We start from the raw sequence: 20,589 nt of genomic DNA, 5'->3' as shown, positions 1-20,589 counted from the left end.
GGATGTCGGAACTCTGTGACCGCCATTGTTCGGCGCGGCCGTGTCTCGTCCCGGAACACCGGCCCGCCCGACGCCATCGTCACCACGTTCCATGCACCAGTCTTCGTGCCCATTCGTCGAACCCTCCCGTCACGACAATGACGTCCGCGTAACCGGCAGCTCCGAGAATCGATTGCGCTGTGCGGGCTCGCGGCCCTGCTTTGCAGTAGAGGACGATGCGTCGTTCGAACGGTGTGCCGTCGATGGCAGCGTTTCGCCTGAGGCGGCTGAGCGGCACCAGCCGCGACTCGGGGATGTGTCCGGCGACCCACTCGTCCTGTTCTCGCACGTCGACGAGCTCGAACTCCGACCTCCCACCAGAGCGTTCCCGAAGCAGGTGCTCGAGTTCCGGGACGGTGATCGAGTCCACGTCATGGTCGGCTACGACTTCGGGGTTGCACGAGTCGGGGTCGTCGGCCAGACGCGCGGGGACGTGTCGTGCGGGGTCTCTGACAACGTGGAGTTCCCGCCAGGAGGCGTCCTTGAGGTCGAAGGTGGCGAGCCGTCCCAGTAGGGATCGCCCGGTACCCGTGATGAGCTTGACGGCCTCGGCGGCCATCATCGACCCCGCGACGCCGCAGAGCATGCCGAAGACGCCTGCTTCCCCGCACGACGGTGCTGACTCGGGTGGCGGCGAGTCGGGGAAGAGGTCGCGGTAGGTGGGGCCGTGCGCGCTCCAGAAGACGCTGACCTGCGCTTCGAATCGGAGGATGGAGCCCCACACGCAGGGCTTCCCGGTGATCTCCGCAGCGTCGGACACGAGGTATCGGGTCGCGAAGTTGTCGGCTCCGTCGATGACGAGGTCGTACTGCTCGAACAGCGCTCGCGCGTTCGCGGCCGTCAGACGGAATGGGTAGGTCTCGACCCGGACGAGCGGGTTGAGCGCTGCGATCGTGTCGCGTGCGGAGTCGACTTTGAGGCGGTGGACGTCGTCGGCGCTGTGGATGACCTGGCGCTGGAGGTTGCTCGTCTCGACGCGGTCGTCGTCGATGATGCCGAGTGTTCCCACGCCGGCGGCGGCCAAGTAGAGGAGGACGGAGGAGCCGAGTCCTCCGGCGCCGATGACGAACACGCGAGCGTTCTTCAGTCTGCGCTGGCCGAGGACTGCGATCTCGGGCAGCAGGATGTGCCTCGAATACCGGTCGTATTCGTCGGCCTCCAGTTCGGATGCGGGTTCGACGAGGGGCGTCATGCTGTCGCGGTCGGTCGTTGCGGTCACAGGTCGGGTCGGCCTTCCATCGACGAGGAGGCGAGCGCTCTGGTGCGGCGGGGGATACGCCCGGAGAGGGCGGCGAGCCGGCCTGCGATCACGGCGTGGCGGAAGGCGGTGGCCATGCCGACGGGGTCCTGGGCGCGGGTGACGGCGGTGGCCAGCAGGACGGCGTCGCAGCCGAGCTCCATCGCCAGGGCTGCGTCGGAGGCGGTGCCGATGCCGGCGTCGAGGACGATCGGGACGTTCGCGCGCTCGACGATCAGTGCGATGTTGTGCGGATTGAGGATGCCGAGGCCGGTGCCGATGGGCGCGCCGAGGGGCATGACCGCTGCGGCGCCGAGGTCCTCGAGCCGGCGTGCCAGAGCGGGGTCGTCGTTGGTGTAGGCGAACACGGTGAAGCCGCGCTGGACGAGTTCCTCGGTGGCGGAGGCCAGCTCGGCGCCGTCGGGCAGGAGGGTGTCCTCGTCCGCGATCACCTCCAGTTTGATCCAATCGGTCGCGAGCGCTTCCCTGGCGAGTTCAGCGGTGAGGACGGCCTCCCGGGCGGTCAGGCAGCCGGCGGTGTTCGGCAGAAGTCGGATGCCTTTGTCGGCGATCAGGCGGAACAGGGAGCCCTCGGCGGAGGGGTCATGCCGGCGCATCGCCACGGTGGTCAGCTGCGTGCCGGAGGCGGTCAGTGCCGCGCCGAGACCGGCATGGCTCGGGGCGCCGCCGGTGCCCATGATCAGGCGGGACGTGAACTCCACGCCATCGATTCGGAGAATGCCGGCGGGGAGGTTCTCGGTCTCCGGGGCCGCGTCCGGGCCGATCGTTTCCGTGAGCATGGTCATCCTCCCTGGGTCGCGCTGACGATCTCGATGATGTCTCCGTCGGCGAGCTCTTCGCCCGCCCAGCCGCTGCGCGGAATGACGGCGGAGTTGACCGCGACGGCGATGCCGAGTGGCGCTGCGCCGGAGGTCGCTCCCCCAGCGCCGACCCGGATGCCGGTGCGTTCCTCGACGAGGTCCGCGACCGACAGTGTCACCTCTCTCCTGCGGCTGGCCGTTGACGGTGATCGTGATCATGCGCGGATCCTTCCTGCGATGGTCCTGGGGCTGTTTCGAGTCGCGAATCGGTCGGGACGGATGTCGTCCCAACGCGGGTCGTGCTCCCCGTTGATGAGGTGGAGGCAGATGTCGGCGGCGATCGGGGCGAGCAGGACGCCGTGGCGGAAGAATCCAGTGGCGACGATCAGTCCCGGCACATCGGCGCCGTCTGGTCCGGTCATCCGGCCGAGCAGGGGGCGTTGTCCGGTGTCGCCGGGCGGGCTCGCGCGGTCGCTTCGACCAGTTCCAGGTCGGCCACGGCAGGCAGGAGCTCCTGCGCATCGCGCAGGAGGCGATGGACGGCGCCGGCGGAGACTCCGGGCATCCCGTCCTCGCGCTGCGTCGCTCCGATGACGAGCGTTCCGTCGGAGCGTGGGACGAGGTAGACGCTCTCGCCGTGGACGAGGCCGCGCACGGTGGCCGAGAGCAGCGGCTGGAGGGCGACCGGAACACGTAACCGCAGGATGTCACCGAACACCGGTCGCAGCGGGAGGTGCAATCCGCCCGGAAGGGCTTCGAGCTCGTTTGCGCCGAGGCCGTTGGCGAGGACGACCTCCTCCGCCGAGACCTCCTCGTTCTCGGTCCGCACGCCGGTCACGCGCGAGTCCGGGTCTGCCGAATCCGCGTGGAGCAGCCCGACCACCCTCTCTCGCACGATGACGCCGCGGCCGGTTCGGATCAGATCGTCGACCAGGCGGGCTGCGAGGGTGCGCGGGTCGACCTGATGGTCGCCGCCGACAATGTAGGCGGACGTCACGCGTGGGCCGAGCAGGGGCTCCTGCGCTCGGGCGGCGCCTGTCGTCAGCCTCTGGACGTCGAGGTTCCAGCGACGGTGGGCGGAATGGAGGCCGGCCAACGCCTGCCGGTCGCCGGCATCGACCCCCACCAGCAGGGTCTCCGTCGGCAGATACCCGGTCGGTTCGCCGTTCGGGGAGAGCTCGCGGATGAACTCCGGGTACCGGGCGGCCGAGGCGAGCATGAGCGGGAGGAGGGCGTCCTCCTGGTAGTGGTACTCGCTCACCGGGGCGAGCATCCCGGCCGCGGCGAAGGTGGCGCCGCGGGCCGGCGCCGGGTCGAATAACCGGACGTTGCGGCCGGACCGGGCGATCCGCCAGGCGATGGCCAGGCCGATGATCCCGCCGCCGACGACCGCTATGTCGACGACGGTCCGGTCGGAGCGGCTCGCGGCCCCGGCTACGCTGACCTCATGTCCCTCGCCGCCGCACAGCTCTACCTCTGCACCGATGCCCGCACCCGTCAGGGCGACTTCGCCGACTTCGTGGGCGCCGCGTTCTCCGGAGGGGTCGACATCATCCAGTTGCGGGACAAGACCCTCGAGGGCGGCGAGGAGCTCGACGTCCTCACCGTCCTCGCCGAGGTCGCCGCCCGGCACGGGAAGCTCTGGTCGGTCAACGACCGCGCCGACATCGCCCTGGTCTCCCAGGCCCCGGTACTGCACCTCGGACAGAAGGACCTCCCCGTCCCGGTCGCCCGCACGGTCGTTGGCGCGCAGACGGCGATCGGGCTCTCCACCCACAGCGTCGAGCAGATCGAAGCCGCGATCGCCGCTGAGGGCCTGGACTATTTCTGCGTCGGCCCGGTCTGGGCGACGCCGACGAAGCCCGGCCGCGCCGGGGTCGGTCTCGACCTGGTCCGCTACGCGGCCGACTTCGCCTCGACCCGGCCGTGGTTCGCGATCGGCGGCATCGACGAGACCACCATCGCGGAGGTCGTCGCCGCCGGGGCTGAGCGTGTGGTCGTGGTGCGGGCGATCACCGAGTCGGCTGACCCGGCGGGCAGCGCCGGGCGCTTGCGCGCGGCGCTCCCGGTCCTCACGCACCACGGTTAGGGCCGGGTGGAGCTGGGTGCGGGGAGGTAGACCTTCCCACCGGCCTCGGCGAACTCCGCGGACTTGGCCGCCATCCCGGCGACCCGCTGCTGCTCGGTAACGCCGCCGAACTGGTCGCGGATGTCCTGGGAGATCCGCATCGAGCAGAACTTCGGCCCGCACATCGAGCAGAAGTGCGCCGTCTTCGCCGGCTCGGCCGGCAGGGTCTCGTCGTGGAACGCCTCCGCCGTGACCGGGTCCAGCGAGAGTGCGAACTGGTCGCGCCAGCGGAACTCGAACCGGGCCTTGGACAGCGCGTCGTCCCTGGCCTGTGCGCCCGGGTGACCCTTGGCGAGGTCGGCGGCGTGGGCGGCGATCTTGTAGGTGATGACGCCGGTCTTCACGTCGTCCCGGTCCGGCAGGCCCAGGTGCTCCTTCGGGGTGACGTAGCAGAGCATCGCGGTGCCGTAGCGGGCGATCTCGGTCGCCCCGATCGCGGAGGTGATGTGGTCGTAGCCGGGGGCGATGTCGGTCACCAGCGGGCCGAGGGTGTAGAACGGGGCGCCGTCGCAGAGCTCCTGCTGGCGTTCCACGTTCTCCCTCACCAGGTGGAACGGCACATGGCCGGGGCCTTCGACCATCACCTGCACGTCGTACTCCCAGGCCCGCTTGGTCAGCTCGGCGAGCGTGTCCAGCTCGGCGAACTGGGCGGCGTCGTTCGCGTCCGCGATCGACCCGGGCCGCAGCCCGTCGCCGAGGGAGAACGCGACGTCGTAGCGGGCGAAGATCTCGCACAGCTCGTCGAAGTGCGTGTAGAGGAAGTTCTCCTGGTGGTGGGCCAGGCACCAGCCGGCCATGATCGACCCGCCACGGGAGACGATCCCGGTAACCCGCTCCGCCGTCAACGGCACGTACCGCAGCAGCACCCCGGCGTGGACGGTCATGTAGTCCACGCCCTGCTCGCACTGCTCGATGACCGTGTCCCGGTACACCTCCCAGGTCAGCGCCGACGCGTCACCGTTCACCTTCTCCAGCGCCTGGTAGATCGGGACCGTACCGATCGGGACCGGGGAGTTGCGGATGATCCACTCCCGGGTCGTGTGGATGTCATCGCCGGTGGAGAGGTCCATCACCGTGTCCGCACCCCACGTGGTCGCCCACTGCAGCTTGGAGACCTCCTCGGCGATCGAGCTCGTCACCGCCGAGTTGCCGATGTTCGCGTTGATCTTCACCAGGAACGCCTTGCCGATGATCATCGGCTCCGACTCCGGGTGGTTCACGTTGTTCGGGATGATCGCCCGGCCGGCCGCGACCTCGGAGCGCACCAGCTCCACGTCGCAGTTCTCCCGCAACGCTACGAACCGCATCTCCGGGGTGATCACCCCGTCGCGGGCGTACCGCATCTGCGTGATCGTGCGCCCCGGCAGCGCCCGCCGCACCGGCGGCTTCGCACCCCGCCACTCCGCCGACGCCTCACCCCGGCGCATCGCCGACCGGCCGTCGTCCTGAAGGTTGCGCCGACGACCCTCATACACTTCCGTGTCGTCGCGGGCTTCGATCCAGCCCTCGCGCAGGGGCGCCAACCCGACCACCGGGTCACTTCCTGGGCCCTCGGTCCGGTAGACCGTCACCGGCGGGTTGGCGGTGCCGTCCGGAGACGGGTCCAAACCGATCCGGGAGACCGGCACATGGAGGTCGTGCTCCGTGTCGTGCAGATAAGCCAGAGCGCGTGCAGATACGACAGAATCCATCGAGGAGACTCCTACTTCCTTCGCCGGCATTACCCGGACAGGTTCGAACGGTCGCGGGCCGCGTCAGCCCGATCTCAGCCCTTGCGAGGGCCCCCGTGTGGATGCACTGACCATAGCGCACGATCCCGGAACCCGTCGAACCGGACCTGCTAACGTCGCGCCATGACCCCCGGCGAGCAACCCATCCCCCGCGTGCTCAGCATCGCCGGCACCGACCCCACCGGCGGCGCCGGAATCCACGCCGACCTCAAAAGCATCGCCGCCAACGGCGGCTACGGCATGGCCGTCATCACCGCCCTCGTCGCCCAGAACACCACCGAAGTCCGCACCATCCACACCCCACCCGCGGCGTTCCTCGCCGAGCAACTCGACGCGGTCAGCGACGACGTCACCATCGACGCCGTCAAGATCGGGATGCTCGGGACCGCCGAGAATGCACGGGTTGTCGAGACCTGGCTGGTCAAGGTCACGCCGCCGATCGTGGTGCTCGACCCCGTCCTCAAAGCCAGCACCGGCGGCACGCTGGGTCGCGACGACATCCCTCACGCCCTCCGCGATCTCCTCCCGCTGTGCAGCGTCGTCACACCCAATCTCGACGAACTTGCTGTCCTCACTGGCGAACCACGCGCGTCGTCATGGGAGGCCGCGATAGCGCAGGCCCAGCGGCTTTCCGCCCACTTCGCGGTCGCCGTCCTCGTCACCGGCGGCCACCTCGGCGGGCCCACCTCCCCCGACGCACTCGTCGACGCCCACGACACGCTCGGCACCGGCCGACCCGTCACCCGGACCACCACCCCGCGCGTCGCCACGGCGAACACACACGGCACCGGTTGCTCACTGTCGGCGGCGCTCGCCACGAACCGCGCACGCCTCGACGACTGGGGAACCGCGCTGAACGTCTCCAAGAAATGGCTGACAGCCAGCCTCCAGTCCGCAGACGACCTGGACGTTGGCCACGGCCCGGGCCCGCTCAACCACTTCAGCCGCGCCTGGAAGCAGCTCTGTACGGCACCGGAACCCGTCAAGAATTGACGGGATTGTGTCCTCCATATTGAGGACACGACCCGTCAACCCTTAGTCTGGTGATCACCCAGGGATGCCCGGCCGCCCGTCGAAACGCATTCGGCTCGGATACGTCTCAACCCGACACGGGCCGGCCGGCATCCCCAGGGCGCATCCCCGGTGCAAACCCGCTCGTCGGAGCGTATTTTGATGGCATGACCGAGGATCTGAGACGACTCACCAGGGATGCGATCTTCCGCTCCTCCCGTGGTGCGATCTCACGTCGGGTAGAACTCGTCGACGGCCGGTTACCGCAATCCGTCGACCTCCCCGCGGTCGGGAGATCTCGCGTACGAGATCACTACATCCTCGCGCTGAACGATCCGATACGACCCGTCTATCGCTGGCACGGGCAGCTCACGGTGAACTCCACGGCGTGAAACGACCGTGGTGGCGACTTCGCATTCGGTCTAAAGTTTGGATTGAAATCCCAATTCGGGGCTTCGCGTATTCACCACAACGGGAAAGCGGCCGCCATGTTTTTGCAGCGCAGCTACTCGGGGGAGCTCACACTGACGTTCAAGCACGACGATTTCATAGCGCTCTTGACCCGCTCCGCGGATCGAGGAATGACACCGGAGGCGTATGTGGAATCACTCGCGAGAGACGCCTTTCGACATCCGCTAACTACGCGCGACGCCGAAGATCCGGAGCGAGATACGACGTCCTGATGTACACACCGTCAAGCCCGGGGCTTGTGGAATCCGCGACACCGCATTCATATCCGGCTGACGAGGATGTCTGAGATCCGCGATCGCCACTGTTCGGCCCGGCTCACATCCGAGGAGCCCATCAACGCCGAGTTAAGGTCATGTAGCTCGCGATCCGTGAGCGTATCGAGGTCAGCGAATGCGACGCTGTTGAATGCGTCGTCGGGGAGAGCAAATGGCATAACTCTAGCCTGGCCGAACAACAACTGGACCGCACTCCCTTATTCATGGGACTACGCATGATCCATGCACTGTTTCACACTTTAGAACGCCGAGCCCGCCGCGGCCGCGTGACTACATTTTGACTACAACTGAGTGAGATCACATGGGGTCTAATGAGATCACAGGAGATAACAAACCCGCGGAAAATCAACGGTTTTAGCTCCTACGGGGTCATATTAGGTCCTAGGATTTCGACTGAAAATCGAAAGGTCACCGGATCGATGCCGGTCGGAGCCACCAAGAAAACCCCCGGTCCGATAAGGAATCCGGGGGTTTTCTGTTTGCTCGTCGGGGAGCCGGGTCCGCCGCGAGACGACGGCGCCCCGCGATTCAGACACGGCGCGCTCGGCGGTAGCGGAACGCGGAGAGGCGGGCGCGCAGCGGACCGACTGCTTCCGTCGCACCGGCCAGCGCATCATCCGCCGCGCTCCAGGCGCGGTCGACACGGTCGTCCGTGACGACCGAGCCATCGAAGACCGCCGCGTCGACGTGCTGCGCGAGCTCGCGGAGACCGTTGTCGGGCACGGGAAGACTCTGCGCCACCGACTGCTGCTCGAGAGCGGTGGCGACCTGGATACGCGTTGTGCGCTCCGGCACCGTCAGCCCGAGTTCGGCGTAGCCGTCGAGCAGTTCGTCCCAGGCCCCCGCCGCCCGGCGGTCGGGTGGGCCGTGGGTTCGGCGGCGCCGCCGTCGTCGCCTCTTCAGGGCGGCGATCAGCAGTACGGGCAGAAGGTACGCAAGCAGGGGGATCACGACGACCCCGGCGGCAACCCACACCCACGCCGGCAGCTGCCAACCGGCTGATTTGGCCTTCGGCGCGTCGTCCTTCGTCTTGACCGGCGTGAGCAGCGCGTCGGCGCGGGGGTCGGCGGGCGGGGGCTGCCTCACCTGGGGCTGCGGCTCCAGCTTCGGCTTGGTGGTCTGGGTCTTCGGGGCGTCCGTCTTCGTCGGGGTGGGGAAGAACGGTACCCAACCGACGTGATCGAACGCGACCTCGTCCCAGGCGGTCACGTCGTCGCCGGTGACCGTGGTCGTGCTCCCGGTGACTTTCGGAGCGAAGCCCATCACCACCCGGCTCGGGTATCCGAGTCTGCGCGCCATCAGGGCGAATGCGCTGGCGTACTGCTCCTGGTCGCCGACCATCGGCGACTTCGAGAGCAAGTCGGTGATCCGGTCCGCTCCCTCCCCGGCACGCGACGGGACGGGATCGGATGCCCGTCCGTGACTGAGGAAGCCGAGGGACTTGAGCGAGCGTTCGATGTTGAGGAGCTTCTGGATGACGGTGTCCGCTGAGCCCGAATACTCCTCGGCTTTGGCCGAGACGATGTCGGGGACGTTGCTCACCGGCGGAAGGGCGAGCCGTGCGGGAGGCACCTTGGCCAGCGCGCGGTCGTTCGGAACCTTCTGGGACGTCGCGCCCACGGTGTAGGAGAGACCGTCGCGCACTCCGCTGGTCACTGCCGCCGTACCTGTCGCCGTGTTGACACGCACGGCTCCCGCGGGGCCCTGCGCCGTGCCCTTCCGAAAGGTGAGCCGATCGGTGTAGCCGACGGTCGGCAGCCACACATCGGAGTAGCCGAGCACAGTGATGGCGGCCGTCGAGGAGGTGCCCGGGGTGAACAGCGGTGGCGCCGGGATGGTGCTTCCGAGGAGCTGGAACGCTCCGGATGCGTCGGTGTCGCTGCCGGGCGCCGCCACCGACCATACGACTCCGTCGTAACTGTCCATCGTGGCCAACCTGATCAGTTGGCCCTGCTTGAGCCCCGTGACCGTGAAGAGTCTGGTCTTCTGGAGCTGCTTCGTATACGTGCGGAACCCGGCCAGCGGACTCGGGTACTGGAGCGGGTCGAACGGGGGCGTGACCTCGTCGCGAACGACGAACCGCGAGGCGGCAGGCGGCGCCAGCAGCGACCCGGCGACCGCGCCGACGAGGACCGCCCCGAGGACGACGGCGGTCCCGCCGACCAGGCGGCTGCGGCGGACGGCCGAGTCGGTCTCGATGCGATCCCGCGCCGCGCGAGACCCTCGCCACGACAGCCAGACCAGGCCGATGGCCGCGAACAGGACGCACCGGATGCCGGCGAAGAAAGGGTCGCGCGTGCCGAGCAGGATCGCTGCGAGCAGCAACAGCGTCGGCCCGGTCAGCAGGACGGCCGCACGCCGGACGGAGCGGCCGCGCGTTCCCGGCGCCCAGCGGACGGTCAAGGTGATCGAGACGAGCGAGACCAGCCACCCGGCGACGTAGGGTACGACGGCGACGTAGGGGGCGCTTCGAGGGGCGCCTCCAGAGTGACGGCATCGGACCATCCGAAGACGGCGCCCAGCACCAGTCCTGAGAGGCTGTCGAGGGTGGGAAGGACGCCGAACAGGGCCTGCCCGGGCAGCGCCAGCGGCGTCCCGAGGAGGAAGTAGGCGGCCAGCGCGAGCACGACCGTGACCGGCCAGTCCAGCCGGAAGAGGCGACCGAGCAGCGCGACCCCGCCACCGACGAGGATCCCGCCGACAGCGGAAGAAGCGAACGCGTAATGCCCGAAGGCGGGCTCGAAACCGATCACCGCGAGCAGGCTCAGCCCGGCGAGGACGGCGACATCGATCCAGGTGCTCGCCGGAAGGCGGTCGAGCACCGGACCCGACTGCCCGGATGCGCGCGACCGGCCCTCAGCGGCCGCGGTCATCGGGCTGCTCGTTTCAGCAGGACGGGAAGCTCCGAGAGGGACGACACCGTGATGAGCATGGATCGGCCCAGTCGGGTGAGCTGCGGCTCCGCCGCCTCATCGACACGGATCACCAGCGTCTCGGTGTCGCCGCCCCACAGCGCGACGGCGCCCCGCACGTCGACAGGGTCGACGCTGGACCCGACGACGGTGACCGCGAGACTCGGCGCCTGCAGCCGGAGGGTCGCCTGACGGAGGAACTCTCGAAGTGAGGAGTGCGCTCCCTCGACGGGCTGAAGGCGGCACGTGTCGTCGAGCAGCGAGGTCGAAGTCGCAGTGCGCAGCGGGCCGCCCTGCCAGACGGCATCCATCTGGGTGTCTTCGCGGATCGCCTGACAGCCGATGGACGCGATCACGGACACGCCGAGCTCGAACTCGTCGTCGGAGGCGAAATGCGACCGTTCGGCGTCGAAGGCGAGCAGCAGCTGCGATCGCCGGGTCTCCTGGTACTGCCGGACCATCAGCTGACCGGTGCGAGCCGAGGTGCGCCAGTGCACGTTCCGGATGTCGTCGCCGGGTTCGTAGCTGCGGAGCGCGTGGAAGGCCAGATCGCTGTCCGTGACGACCTTCGTCGTCTGACCTTCCAGGTCCCGCACGAGACCGCGCGCGGTGGCGGCAAGCCGGACCGTCTTGGGATGGACGAACAGCTCGATCTGATCGGTCCACCGGTTGGTGCGTCGCAGCAGCCCGAGCTGGTCGCCGCGCACCGAGAGCGCCGGCCCGGCGAGGATGAGCGCGCGCCGAGCGGTCGGCACGGCGAACAGCTCCTCGGTCTCGGCGCCCGGCGCCAAGCGGGGAACGGCGAACTCGGCCTGACCCTCGCCGACGGGCAACTCCATCCGCGTCGGCAGCACCGGCCGGGGGCCGCTGTTCGTGACCGTGAGGCGGCCGAGCGCGCGATCGCCCGCGACGACGCGACGTGGGTTGAGTTCGACGACGACGCGGTAGGTCGAACGGCCGAAGACGAACGCCGACGCGATGAGCAGCGCGGTGAGGAGGGTGACGGCGATGAAGAGGAATTCGACCCAATGGAGCCAGCCCGCAAGGACCAGCGAGGCCGCCGCTGCGGCCAGCACGATCCATCCGAGCGTGCTGACGACGCCGATCACCGGGCGGACCCCGTCAGCGACAGCGCGCGCCACCGGCGCGACACGCGCGTTGATCGCGCCGAGCAGCCGCCCGGAGGCCGCGCCGAACTGCCCTGCCGTGATCCGGGCCCGGGCGCCAGGCGAGCCGCGGCCCGGCCCGGCGTCGGCACGACTTTCGGCGGTCATGTGCGGGATCCGGTCGCTTCGAACACGTCGGAGGGCTGTCACGCGGCCCGGTACGCCGGGGGCGTGGCGGATGCCACCGCGCGCTCGACCACCTGGTCGGCCGTCACACCCGCGAACTCCACCTCGGGCTCGACCATCACGCGGTGCGCCAGCACCGGCTGGGCCAGCTCGTGGATGTCGTCGGGTGTGATGTAGGTGCGGCCCTGGGAGATCGCCCACGTCTTCGCAGCACGCGCGAGCGCGAGGGCGCCGCGGATGCTGACGCCGAGGGCCGCATCCTTGTCGTTGCGCGTGGCGGTCACGATCTCGCTGAGATAGCCCATGACGCTGGGGTCCGTGTGCACCTCGGAGGCCAGCTGCGCGAGCGTCGACACAGCCTCGGCGGCGATGATCGGGCGCACGGCTGCGGCGCGGGACCGGTTGGACGAATCGAGCAGCAGGTCCACCGTCGTCGCGTGGTCCGGGTAGCCGAGCGAGGTCTTGATCAGAAAGCGGTCGAGCTGCGCCTCCGGCAGCGAGTACGTGCCCGCCTGCTCAACCGGGTTCTGGGTCGCGATCACGACGAACGGGGTCCCGACCGAGTGGCCGACGCCGTCCACGGTCACCACCCCCTCCTCCATCACCTCGAGGAGAGCCGACTGCGTCTTGGGGCTGGCGCGGTTGATCTCGTCGGCGAGCACCACCGTCGCGAAGATCGGGCCCGGGTGGAACTCGAACCGCCGGGTCGACTGGTCGTAGATGGTCACGCCGGTCACGTCCGAGGGCAGCAGGTCGGGTGTGAACTGGATGCGGGACTGGGTGCCCTCGACCGTGTTCGCGAGCGCCTTGACCAGCACGGTCTTGCCGGTGCCCGGCACGTCCTCCAGCAGCACATGGCCGCGGGAGAGCATCGCGGCGACCACCAGCCGGATGGTGTCCTCCTTGCCGAGGATCGCCTTGTCGACGTTCGCGACGAGCTGCGCGAACGCGCCGGCGAACCAGTCCGCCTGTTCCTGGGTCACTGCCACGGGTCTGTCCTTCTTGTCGGTGTCTGTCGGGTCGATGTCCGGCTCACTGCGCCCAGTCCTGCACGCTGCTCTGCACGCCGTTGACGACGACGTACGCGCCGGGATAGCCGCAGTACGGCTGCTGGCCGTCCGGTGCGCCGCGGTAGTGGGCATAACCGGTGCCGTCCGTCGAGATGGAGGGCGACCAGAGCGTCGTCCCGTTGCAGTGCACCTGCATCGGGAACGTGCGGTTCGCCGGGAAGTTGGTCAGCGTCACGTCGTACGTGTAGCTGTGCACGAATCCCGGCTCGGGGTTGCCCTTGGCGAGGGCGATCGACGGCTGCGGCACCGGCTTGGTGGCGACCTGGACCGAGCCAGAGGATGCCGTCGGACCGGTCCTCCCGCTGCCGTCGTTCACCGCGTAGACCTCGAACGAGTAGCTCCCCGCACCCTGTCCGCCCTCGGACGCCGTCGTGCCGGACGTCGTCTTCCACGGGCCGCCGTTGAGCCGGTAGTGGTACGTGACCGACCCGCCCCCGGTTCCGCTCGGATCGCGGAGGGCGTTCCAACTCATGTTCACTGTCGTCGGCGCGTACGGCCCGGCCGAGATGTTCAGTCCGCCGACCTTGCTCGGAGTGCCGTACGGCGTGACCGCCGAGCTCTGTGCGGAGACCGGCCCCCAGCCGTCGGCGTTGTGCGCGCGCACGGCGAACCGGTAGGTCTTGCCGTTGGTCAGCCCGGTGATGCTCACCCGGCCGATCGAGCCGACGGTGACCGTGCTCTCGCCGCCGCTGACTTCGTAGGAGTCGATCGGCTTTCCGTTGTCGGCCGGGGCGGCGATGGTCACGCTGGCGCTGCCGTCGCCCGCGGTCGGGTTCGACGGCGCGGGCGGTTGCGCCGGGACGTCGTGGACCGTGACCCGGTACTGCCCGATCGCGGCCGCGGTCCGCTGCGGGTCCTTGGTCGCGTCCTCGACGTGGTAGACGATGTTGACCGCGCCGATCGCCGCGCCGGACGCAGCGCTCACCGTGATGGACGACGCCGTGTGCGTGACGGTGACCCCGGACGGCGCGCTCTGCGCCTGCGCGTCCGTGATGGTCAGCGGCTGCCCGGGGAAGGGGTTCACCCACGCCGAGTCGGAGGACGCGCCCTGCAGCGTTCCGCTCGTGCCGCGTTGGAGCTCGGAGGCCTGCGGCGGATTCTTCTGCGTGGCGACGGGCCTGGACGAACTCACGACCTGCACGTTCACGGTGCCGGTGATCGTGTGCACGCCCGAGCTGATCGTGACCGTGACGGTCGTGGACTCCCCGGCTGGGTGCCCAGCGGTGCCGAGAGCGACAGCGTCGACCCGCTGAGCGAGACGGCGATCTTCTGGTTCGACCACTGCGGGTTGGAGTAGCTCAGCTTCGCGAGGATGGCCGGGTTGGGGTGGTAACTCGATGCCCGGAGGTCGACAGCGAGCGGCGCCTCTCCCGGTTCGATCTTCTCCGTCGGCGACGTGAACGTGGGCGCGACGTCGGCCTGCGCCGGGTCGCCCACGGTGAGCGGGAGGACCAGTGTGGTGATCCGGTCGGTGGACGCACCCGCGTCCCGGCCATCGTTCACTCTGAAGGTGATGGCGGCGGGCCCGCGGTAGTCCTTCAGCGCCGTGAAGTTCAGCGTGTCGTCGCCGCCGAACGACGACGCGCCCGAGCTGTTCGTCGCACTCACGCCGGACGCGCCCGTGAGCTTCACGCTCCGGCCAGACGGCACGGTGAGGATGTCGGACAGCTTCCAGCTCTTGGAGCCGTTCTGCGGGACGATCTGCTGCGGGAGTCCGTCCTCGATCCGCGGCGGAGCGGTCGCATCGCCCTTGGGCGGCACGACGATGAAGGCGTCGCCGCTCAGCCCGGTGACGCGGTCGGTGACCGAGTAGGCGATGGCGATCCGGCGGTCGCCGGGATGGACGGTCACGGTGCCGTCGCTCCCGACGTCCGCCGCCGACGCGTTCGGGCCCAGCACCGCGACCTGGAGGTCGCCGACCAGGCCGGACGGGTTGACCGCACCGGAGAGCGCGTTCACTTTCACGCTCGTCTTGTTCGAGACCGCATCCGCCTCCAGCACATGGTCGACGGCGCTCGGCGGCACGTCCTTGGCGTCCGGCGTCACCGTGAGCTGGATGAAGGCGCTCGAGACGCCGCCCTGGCCGTTGGTGATCTGGTATCGCACGACGTACGAGCCCTCGTGCCCTGGCGCCTTGACCAGCACGATCTTGCCGTGCACCGACGCGGTCAGGCCGTCGTCGACGTGCAGCAGCTTCTTCTGCAGCGAGATGGCGTAGCCGTTCGGATCCGAGTCGTTGTCGAGCACCGGGACCGCGATGGTCCGGCCCGGTTTGACCTGCACCGGGTCGTCGACGGCGACCGGCGGACGCACTTGGCTGGGGCGTGGGATGACGCCGACGTTCACCGTGCCCGTCGCGGTCTTCCCATAGGTGTCCTTCACCGTGTAGGTGAACGTGTCGGTGCCGGCGGAGTCCGGGTATGCCTCGTAGGTGAACGCCGTGCTCGTCGTGTCGGAGATCCGGCCCAGCGTCGGCTGGCTGCCGAGCCCGGCGAGCACGACGGAGTCGCCGTCCGGGTCGATCCCGTCGAGCGGCACCTCGATCGGCACCGACGAGCCGGCGAACGCGCGCACGGTCAGCGGCTGCGGCTGCGGGGCCCGGTCGGTCCCCTTGTCGGGCGCGGTCACGACGAAGGTCACCGTGGCCTGCGCCTTCTGTCCGTATTTGTCGGTGATCCCGTAGACGACGCTGTACTGGCCTGGCGTGGTCGGCGCCTGGTACCTCACGGTCTTGCCGCTCACGAACGCGGTGGCGCCCCTCCCCTCGGCGGAGGTGTCTCTCAGTTGCGGGTCGAGCGCGAACGGCGCGTTGTCGGGCGACGAGTCGTTGTCGAGCACGGACGCGGTCGCCACGTCGCCCGCCCGCACGGTCACGGTGTCGTCGACCGCGACGGGCGGCTGGTGGACGACCAGCGGCGGCACAGGGATGACGCTGATCCCGGCGGTCGCCTCGTGCAGTCCGTCGGACACGGTGTACTGGAGCTGCACCGGCTGGGTCAGCACGGTCGGCGCGGTGATCTTGACGATCGCGTTGTCGAGCACCTCCACATCGAGGTCCTGCGCACCCGGCCCCGATGTCACCTGCCGCACGACGAGCACGCGACCCGAAGGCGAGACGTCGTTGTCCAGCACCGCGACCGACGTCGGCTCCCCGGGCCGCACGTACGCGCGATCCGCGACGGCGGTCGGCGGGGCGTCGGTGGCGTCCTGCTGCGCGACGTTGAAGCGCACGATCCCCGTGGTGCTCTTCGGTCCGGCGCCGAGCGTGTACTCCGCGTAGTACTCGCCGGCCGTGCTCGTCTTCAGCGTGAGGGTGCCGTGCGCGGGGTCGGCGTTCAGCTGTCCGGACGCCGGGCCCATCAGCGTCGCGCCCACGAGCGTGAGCGGCTCGACGGACGGGGTCTGGTCGTTGTCGAGGGGGTGGACGACGACAGGCTGGCCGGTGAACCCCGCTCCGAAGTCCGGCACCGCCACCGGATCGAGCGTGCCCGCAGGCTTCACCGTGACGATCAGGCTCCCGGTCGTGGACTTCCGGCCGTCGGAGACGGTGACCCGGACCTCCTTCGATCCTGCCTGGCCGGTCTTGCTGGTGAACGTCACGTCGCCGTCCGGCTTGAACCGCACGTCGTCCTCGGTCGTGGCGGAGGCGGACACCAGGGACAGGTCGTCGCCGTCCGGGTCCAGCCAGTCGTTCAGGACGTTGTAGGTGACCGACTGGCCGACTTCGGTCTGGGCCGCGCTCGGCCTGGTCGACGCCGGAGGGTCGTTCTGCACCTCCTGATGGATGGTGGCGTTGACGTTCGCGGACGCCGTCCCGCCCCGGCCGTCGTCGATGGAGTAGCGGAAGCTCACCGTCCCGCTCACGCCGTCCTTGGGCGTGAACTGGATGGCACGGCCGCCCTCCACCAGCGCGAGCTGGCCCTGGGCGGCCGGTATCGGCGAGACCTGGCTGATGGTGAGCACATCCCCGTCGGGGTCGGTGTCGTTGGAGAGGACGTGCAGCACGGTCGAACGCCCGGGCCGGACGCCCAAGTCGTCATCGACCGCGGTGGGCGGCCGGTTCACCGCAGTGCGCTGCGCGAGGGTGTCTGCGAAGGACTGCACGACGGGCTTCTCCTCGCCGGTGTCGCCCTGGACGGTGGTGTCGTTCGGCTTGAGCTGGGCCCAGTTCTGCACCAGGCGCATGTCGGAGGACACCACCCAGGCGTTCCCGTCGCGCAGGTTGTTGAGCGCGATGACACCGTGGTTGACCCGGAACTCCAGGTCGTCCCCGGTCACCTGCTGGTCGATGTCCAGACCGATGGGTCTCCTGCCGTCGCACGCGTACAGGTAGCGGGCGGACCCCGCCCAGGCTCCGTACGAGCAGGTTCCGAGCCGCACCGGGGCGGAGACCGCGCTCGCGCCTCCGCTGGAGGTCGCGCCGGCAGGGACCGAGACGACGGCGCCGCCCCCGAGCGGCACGCTGAGCAGGCTGTTCGCGGTCGCTACGAGGGCGGCCGGATCGTCGGGACCGGGCTGCTGGAGGCGCAGGCCCTTGGCGGGAAGACGGATCGTCGTCCCCGAGTCGGTGAGGAGCGTGTCGTCCTGGGTGTCGAGCAGCACCGGGTGGTCGCCCACCGCCGAGAACTGGAAGGCGCCCGGGACGGCGAAGGCAGAGGAGGACGCGGCCGCTCCGGGATGGTCGACCGCCACGAGCCGCTTGCCCTTCGGCGCCGCCACGAACGTCTTCCCCGACTTGGTGACCACCAGCTTCGCGCCCGCGCCGACCGAGGCCGTCGGGGTCGTCTTCGACTTGTCGAAGTCGAGCCGCCCGGTGGCGTCGAGCACCCAGAGCGACCCGATGGGCGAGAGCACCGCGAGCGTCGACCCGCCGTACCCGACCTGGGATCCTTCCGGCACGGTGATGCGGCCGCCGAGCGACACGAACGCCGGGTCGATCCGGTCGACGGTGCCGTGCGGGAGGTCGGTGAGGAAGTACGACGAGCCGTCTTGCAGCACGTCCAGGTCGGCGGAGGATCCGGTGACCGCGGCGTCGAGCTCGTCGATCTGGTGGTTGAGCCGGCCGCCGAGCAGCCGCTCCCCGTTCGTCACCCAGACATCGCGGGTGTCCAGCTCGACCGCGTTCACCGGGAAGCCGCGGTGCAGCACCGCGACCGTGAGCGGGACGCCTGCGACGACGGCGAGAGTGGCGGCGATGGCGAGTGTCTTCCGTTCACGGAGCCACTTACTCAACGATGCCAAGACTCTGATATCCCTCGGAATGGAAACACTTGAACGCTAACACGCACCCGACACGGCCACCGCAGTTCAGCGGTCCGCCCGATGATCCCGCCCGGGCGCGGGCGGGTCAAGTCGTGCGGTCCCCCAAGAAGGGGCAGGTCGTCGACGCCGACGAGTCGAGTGGTGACCGCGTACTCCACGAGACGGGATCGACGATTCGTGGCCAGCTTCTCCCGGCCGCCGCGCAGCCCCGCCACCCCCAGTTTGTCGAGCTTGTCACAGACGTTGTCGAGCTTGCGGTTGAAGGTGGTCATGCTCCAACCGAGACGTTCCGCGGCCTCTGCCGAACTCGGGATGGTGCGTCGGCCGGGAGCCGCCTGAATGAGCACGTTCTCGGCCAGGGCCACGATGAGCTGCCGCTGGCTCGTCGTGAGGGTGACGGGCAGCACCGTTGTGGAGCCGCTGGAGGAGTCCACCTGAGCGGCGGGGTTGAAGTAGTCTTCGGCGCTGGAGATCGAGAAGTCGTAGGTCGTCGCGCCCGCGCTGAACATGACGTGCATGGTCCGGAACACGATCGGCAGTCTGGCGCCGGGGGCAAGCCAGGCCTGCATGGTGCCGGTCGCGTCGGTCACTGTGGCGGTCAGGAGGGTACCGATGTTGCTGAGCCACCACATCCCGAAATCGTGCCCGACCGTCAGGAAGCGGCGATGCAGGTAGGGATTCTCGTCGATGGTCAGTTCGGCGTCCCGACCGATCCCGAATTCCTCGCCGGGCTCGACGCTGTACGACTCGCCGCAGTATTCGACGGTCAGGGGCTTCACTACGGTGCTCATGAAGCGCACGCTTTCAGCGGCTGCGACGTGCGGCCCGCCCGGACAGTGGCGATGTCGAGGCAGACGGGAACGCCGGGAGTCAGGCCGGCGACGGTCACCTTCGGCTGGCCGATCAGGGAGGGTCCGGCCGTGGTGCCCTCCTCGACCCAGGTGTACTGGTCGCCTCTCCGTGCCCCTTCCGTCTTCCAGGTGAAGGTCGCTGTGGCACCGTTCGCTCCCCGGACGGCCGACACGAGCACAGGCGGAGGGACGACGCCGACAGCGATCGAACTGTCGCCGTCCGCACCGTCGGTTCGGGGCGTGGGAGCGGGGGCGACGACGTTCGCCAGGACCGCGGCCCCGATCGCCACGACGACCACGGCGGCGGAGGCGATCCAGACGAGCCGGTGCCGCCGGTCGCCCGTGCGGCCGCCGGCCGCCGGCTCGTCGCCCTCGCGGACGGTCGGCGCCGGCGCCGGTAGATCTTCCCGGAGCGCAGTATGCCCCGCTTCATCGGCGGAGGACGGTGCGGCGTGCGGCGCATCGGGTGAGATCGGGACCACGCCCCGGACCCGGGTGACGGAGGCCTGCGCCTGGATGGTCGCGACCGAACGCGCCCGGGTCTCCTGCTCGTCGCCGCTCTCGCCCGGCGCCGGGCGCGCATCCCCCAGGTGCAGGTTCGGGACGTCGATTCCCGTGGGCGCGAGTCCCAGTTCCAGCTCCACGCGCTGCAGCGCGCGGGCGAAGTCGACAGCCGAGCCGTAGCGGTCGTCGCGGCGGGTCGCCATGCCGCGACGGAGCGCCGCGGTCAAGGACGACGGCACGTCGATGCGGTCGAGCGGGGTGATCATCCCCCGCTCGATGCGTCCCATGAGGTCGAGCGTCCCGTTCGAACGGCCGGGAAGTTCGAACGGAGTGCGTCCGGCCAGCAGTGTGTGGATGGTCGCGGCGAGCGAGAAGATGTCGCTGCGCACGTCCGGGTCGGGGTCGTCGGAGAACATCTCCGGCGGAGACCAGGGCACGCTCAGGCCGACACTCCGACTGCCGGAGGTCGCCGAGCCGGACGGCGTCCGACGCAGCTCGGACAGCGTCGTCGTATGCGCCGGCAGCTCCTCCAGAGCCGAGGCGATACCGAAATCGGTCAGCGCAGGCCAGCCGAGGGCGGTGGTGAGCACGTTCGCCGGCTTGATGTCCCGGTGCAGGATCCCCGCCGCGTGCGCTGTCGCCACTGCACTGGACAGGCGGACACCGACCCGGAGCGCCTCCTCCACCCCGACGCGGTCCCGCTTCAGCTTGTCGGCCAGCGATGGCCCGGAGCAGTACTCCATGACGAGATAGGTCCGGCCGTCGGTCGCCACCCCCGCGTGGAAGATCGTGACGATCGAGGGATGCGCGGACAGACGCGCCATGAGATTCGCCTCTTCGACGAAGCGGGCGCGTGCGACCTCGTCGACGCCGTCGGCCAGGAGGACCTTCACGGCCACGCTGCGCTCGGGCAGCTCCTGCTCGTATTGGAAGACGTCGGAGAACCCCCGGAGCCGAGCAGCCGGGTGAACCGGAACCCGTCCAGC

The 20,589-nt window shown here is 69.4% G+C and carries 16 protein-coding genes, 1 pseudogene and 1 riboswitch; of the genes and pseudogenes, 3 read left to right on the top strand and 14 right to left on the bottom strand.

The annotated features are described in order from the left end of the window. Positions 1 to 79 precede the first annotated feature (79 nt). From moeB to thiO, 5 genes are read right to left on the bottom strand one after another with little or no spacing between them, the layout of a single operon-like run. Positions 80 to 1,258: a molybdopterin-synthase adenylyltransferase MoeB gene (gene moeB / locus ACR5MH_RS18395; RefSeq protein WP_433862033.1), complete on the bottom strand. Its 1,179-nt coding sequence runs from the start codon at positions 1,256 to 1,258 to the stop codon at positions 80 to 82. Then, the gene (locus ACR5MH_RS18390; RefSeq protein ID WP_433862032.1) at positions 1,255 to 2,076 is read right to left on the bottom strand and encodes a thiazole synthase; all 822 of its coding nucleotides are present in this window, start codon (positions 2,074 to 2,076) and stop codon (positions 1,255 to 1,257) included. Before ACR5MH_RS18390 ends, moeB begins: the two co-directional genes overlap by 4 nt. Positions 2,077 to 2,078: 2 nt before the next feature. Continuing rightward, positions 2,079 to 2,276: a sulfur carrier protein ThiS gene (gene thiS / locus ACR5MH_RS18385; RefSeq protein ID WP_433862031.1), complete on the bottom strand. Its 198-nt coding sequence runs from the start codon at positions 2,274 to 2,276 to the stop codon at positions 2,079 to 2,081. Positions 2,277 to 2,312: 36 nt separating this feature from the next. Beyond that, a complete protein-coding gene (locus ACR5MH_RS18380) occupies positions 2,313 to 2,519 on the bottom strand; it encodes a hypothetical protein (protein WP_431347412.1) in 207 nt (68 codons plus the stop codon). After that, complete coding sequence (thiO, locus tag ACR5MH_RS18375) at positions 2,516 to 3,493, bottom strand: glycine oxidase ThiO (RefSeq protein ID WP_433862671.1); 978 nt, start codon at positions 3,491 to 3,493, stop codon at positions 2,516 to 2,518. The genes ACR5MH_RS18380 and thiO overlap by 4 nt, the downstream gene beginning before the upstream one ends. 51 nt (positions 3,494 to 3,544) lie before the next feature. On the opposite strand from thiO, the gene thiE reads away from it, so the two are divergent. Further along, positions 3,545 to 4,186: a thiamine phosphate synthase gene (thiE, locus tag ACR5MH_RS18370; protein ID WP_431348511.1), complete on the top strand. Its 642-nt coding sequence runs from the start codon at positions 3,545 to 3,547 to the stop codon at positions 4,184 to 4,186. Here thiE and thiC read toward each other — a convergent pair. Further along, positions 4,183 to 5,916 carry a phosphomethylpyrimidine synthase ThiC gene (gene thiC / locus ACR5MH_RS18365; protein ID WP_431348510.1) on the bottom strand — a complete coding sequence of 578 codons (1,734 nt, stop codon included), beginning with the start codon at positions 5,914 to 5,916 and terminating at the stop codon, positions 4,183 to 4,185. The two genes, thiE and thiC, sit on opposite strands and share 4 nt — an antisense overlap. Beyond that, a riboswitch (TPP riboswitch) is annotated at positions 5,915 to 6,023 on the bottom strand. Its footprint overlaps the gene before it by 2 nt. A gap of 55 nt (positions 6,024 to 6,078) precedes the next feature. On the opposite strand from thiC, the gene thiD reads away from it, so the two are divergent. Both thiD and ACR5MH_RS18355 read left to right on the top strand, forming a co-directional pair. Then, positions 6,079 to 6,948 carry a bifunctional hydroxymethylpyrimidine kinase/phosphomethylpyrimidine kinase gene (gene thiD / locus ACR5MH_RS18360; protein ID WP_431348509.1) on the top strand — a complete coding sequence of 290 codons (870 nt, stop codon included), beginning with the start codon at positions 6,079 to 6,081 and terminating at the stop codon, positions 6,946 to 6,948. Between the two features lie 185 nt (positions 6,949 to 7,133). Continuing rightward, positions 7,134 to 7,358: a hypothetical protein gene (locus tag ACR5MH_RS18355; RefSeq protein ID WP_431348508.1), complete on the top strand. Its 225-nt coding sequence runs from the start codon at positions 7,134 to 7,136 to the stop codon at positions 7,356 to 7,358. Between the two features lie 882 nt (positions 7,359 to 8,240). Here ACR5MH_RS18355 and ACR5MH_RS18350 read toward each other — a convergent pair. The 8 genes and pseudogenes from ACR5MH_RS18350 to ACR5MH_RS18315 all read right to left on the bottom strand — a co-directional run. Further along, positions 8,241 to 10,115, bottom strand: a complete 1,875-nt coding sequence (locus tag ACR5MH_RS18350; RefSeq protein ID WP_433862030.1) for a transglutaminaseTgpA domain-containing protein — start codon at positions 10,113 to 10,115, stop codon at positions 8,241 to 8,243. After that, positions 10,112 to 10,585: a hypothetical protein gene (locus tag ACR5MH_RS18345; RefSeq protein ID WP_431348504.1), complete on the bottom strand. Its 474-nt coding sequence runs from the start codon at positions 10,583 to 10,585 to the stop codon at positions 10,112 to 10,114. The genes ACR5MH_RS18350 and ACR5MH_RS18345 overlap by 4 nt, the downstream gene beginning before the upstream one ends. After that, the gene (locus tag ACR5MH_RS18340; protein WP_431348503.1) at positions 10,582 to 11,898 is read right to left on the bottom strand and encodes a DUF58 domain-containing protein; all 1,317 of its coding nucleotides are present in this window, start codon (positions 11,896 to 11,898) and stop codon (positions 10,582 to 10,584) included. Before ACR5MH_RS18340 ends, ACR5MH_RS18345 begins: the two co-directional genes overlap by 4 nt. Before the next feature lie 38 nt (positions 11,899 to 11,936). Next, positions 11,937 to 12,905 (bottom strand): AAA family ATPase, encoded by a 969-nt coding sequence (locus ACR5MH_RS18335; RefSeq protein WP_433862029.1) that lies wholly within the window; start codon positions 12,903 to 12,905, stop codon positions 11,937 to 11,939. A gap of 43 nt (positions 12,906 to 12,948) precedes the next feature. Continuing rightward, entirely contained in the window at positions 12,949 to 14,154 is a 1,206-nt protein-coding gene (locus tag ACR5MH_RS18330) for a fibronectin type III domain-containing protein (protein ID WP_433862028.1), read from the bottom strand. Next, the gene (locus ACR5MH_RS18325) at positions 14,130 to 18,227 is read right to left on the bottom strand and encodes an Ig-like domain-containing protein (protein WP_433862027.1); all 4,098 of its coding nucleotides are present in this window, start codon (positions 18,225 to 18,227) and stop codon (positions 14,130 to 14,132) included. Before ACR5MH_RS18325 ends, ACR5MH_RS18330 begins: the two co-directional genes overlap by 25 nt. Then, complete coding sequence (locus ACR5MH_RS18320; RefSeq protein ID WP_433862026.1) at positions 18,215 to 19,039, bottom strand: hypothetical protein; 825 nt, start codon at positions 19,037 to 19,039, stop codon at positions 18,215 to 18,217. The genes ACR5MH_RS18325 and ACR5MH_RS18320 overlap by 13 nt, the downstream gene beginning before the upstream one ends. Continuing rightward, positions 19,036 to 20,535 (bottom strand): annotated as a pseudogene (locus ACR5MH_RS18315) (serine/threonine-protein kinase); the annotation flags it as partial. The gene ACR5MH_RS18320 and the pseudogene ACR5MH_RS18315, both read right to left, overlap by 4 nt. Positions 20,536 to 20,589 lie beyond the last annotated feature (54 nt).

The organism is Streptomyces sp. L7, from assembly GCF_050990935.1.
GTDB lineage: Bacteria > Actinomycetota > Actinomycetes > Actinomycetales > Microbacteriaceae > Leifsonia.
The sequence above is the reverse complement of the archived record's forward strand: the minus strand, read 5'-3'. Positions and strand labels throughout refer to the sequence as shown.

What these genes read in the sequence shown, in the direction of transcription:
- ACR5MH_RS18390 (WP_433862032.1), bottom strand. Translation starts at nt 2,076, where the DNA reads ATGCTCACGGAAACGATCGGCCCGGACGCGGCCCCGGAGACCGAGAAC.
- ACR5MH_RS18380 (WP_431347412.1), bottom strand. Translation starts at nt 2,519, where the DNA reads ATGACCGGACCAGACGGCGCCGATGTGCCGGGACTGATCGTCGCCACT.
- thiE (WP_431348511.1), top strand. Translation starts at nt 3,545, where the DNA reads ATGTCCCTCGCCGCCGCACAGCTCTACCTCTGCACCGATGCCCGCACC.
- thiC (WP_431348510.1), bottom strand. Translation starts at nt 5,916, where the DNA reads ATGGATTCTGTCGTATCTGCACGCGCTCTGGCTTATCTGCACGACACG.
- thiD (WP_431348509.1), top strand. Translation starts at nt 6,079, where the DNA reads ATGACCCCCGGCGAGCAACCCATCCCCCGCGTGCTCAGCATCGCCGGC.
- ACR5MH_RS18355 (WP_431348508.1), top strand. Translation starts at nt 7,134, where the DNA reads ATGACCGAGGATCTGAGACGACTCACCAGGGATGCGATCTTCCGCTCC.
- ACR5MH_RS18345 (WP_431348504.1), bottom strand. Translation starts at nt 10,585, where the DNA reads ATGACCGCGGCCGCTGAGGGCCGGTCGCGCGCATCCGGGCAGTCGGGT.
- ACR5MH_RS18340 (WP_431348503.1), bottom strand. Translation starts at nt 11,898, where the DNA reads ATGACCGCCGAAAGTCGTGCCGACGCCGGGCCGGGCCGCGGCTCGCCT.
- ACR5MH_RS18320 (WP_433862026.1), bottom strand. Translation starts at nt 19,039, where the DNA reads ATGAGCACCGTAGTGAAGCCCCTGACCGTCGAATACTGCGGCGAGTCG.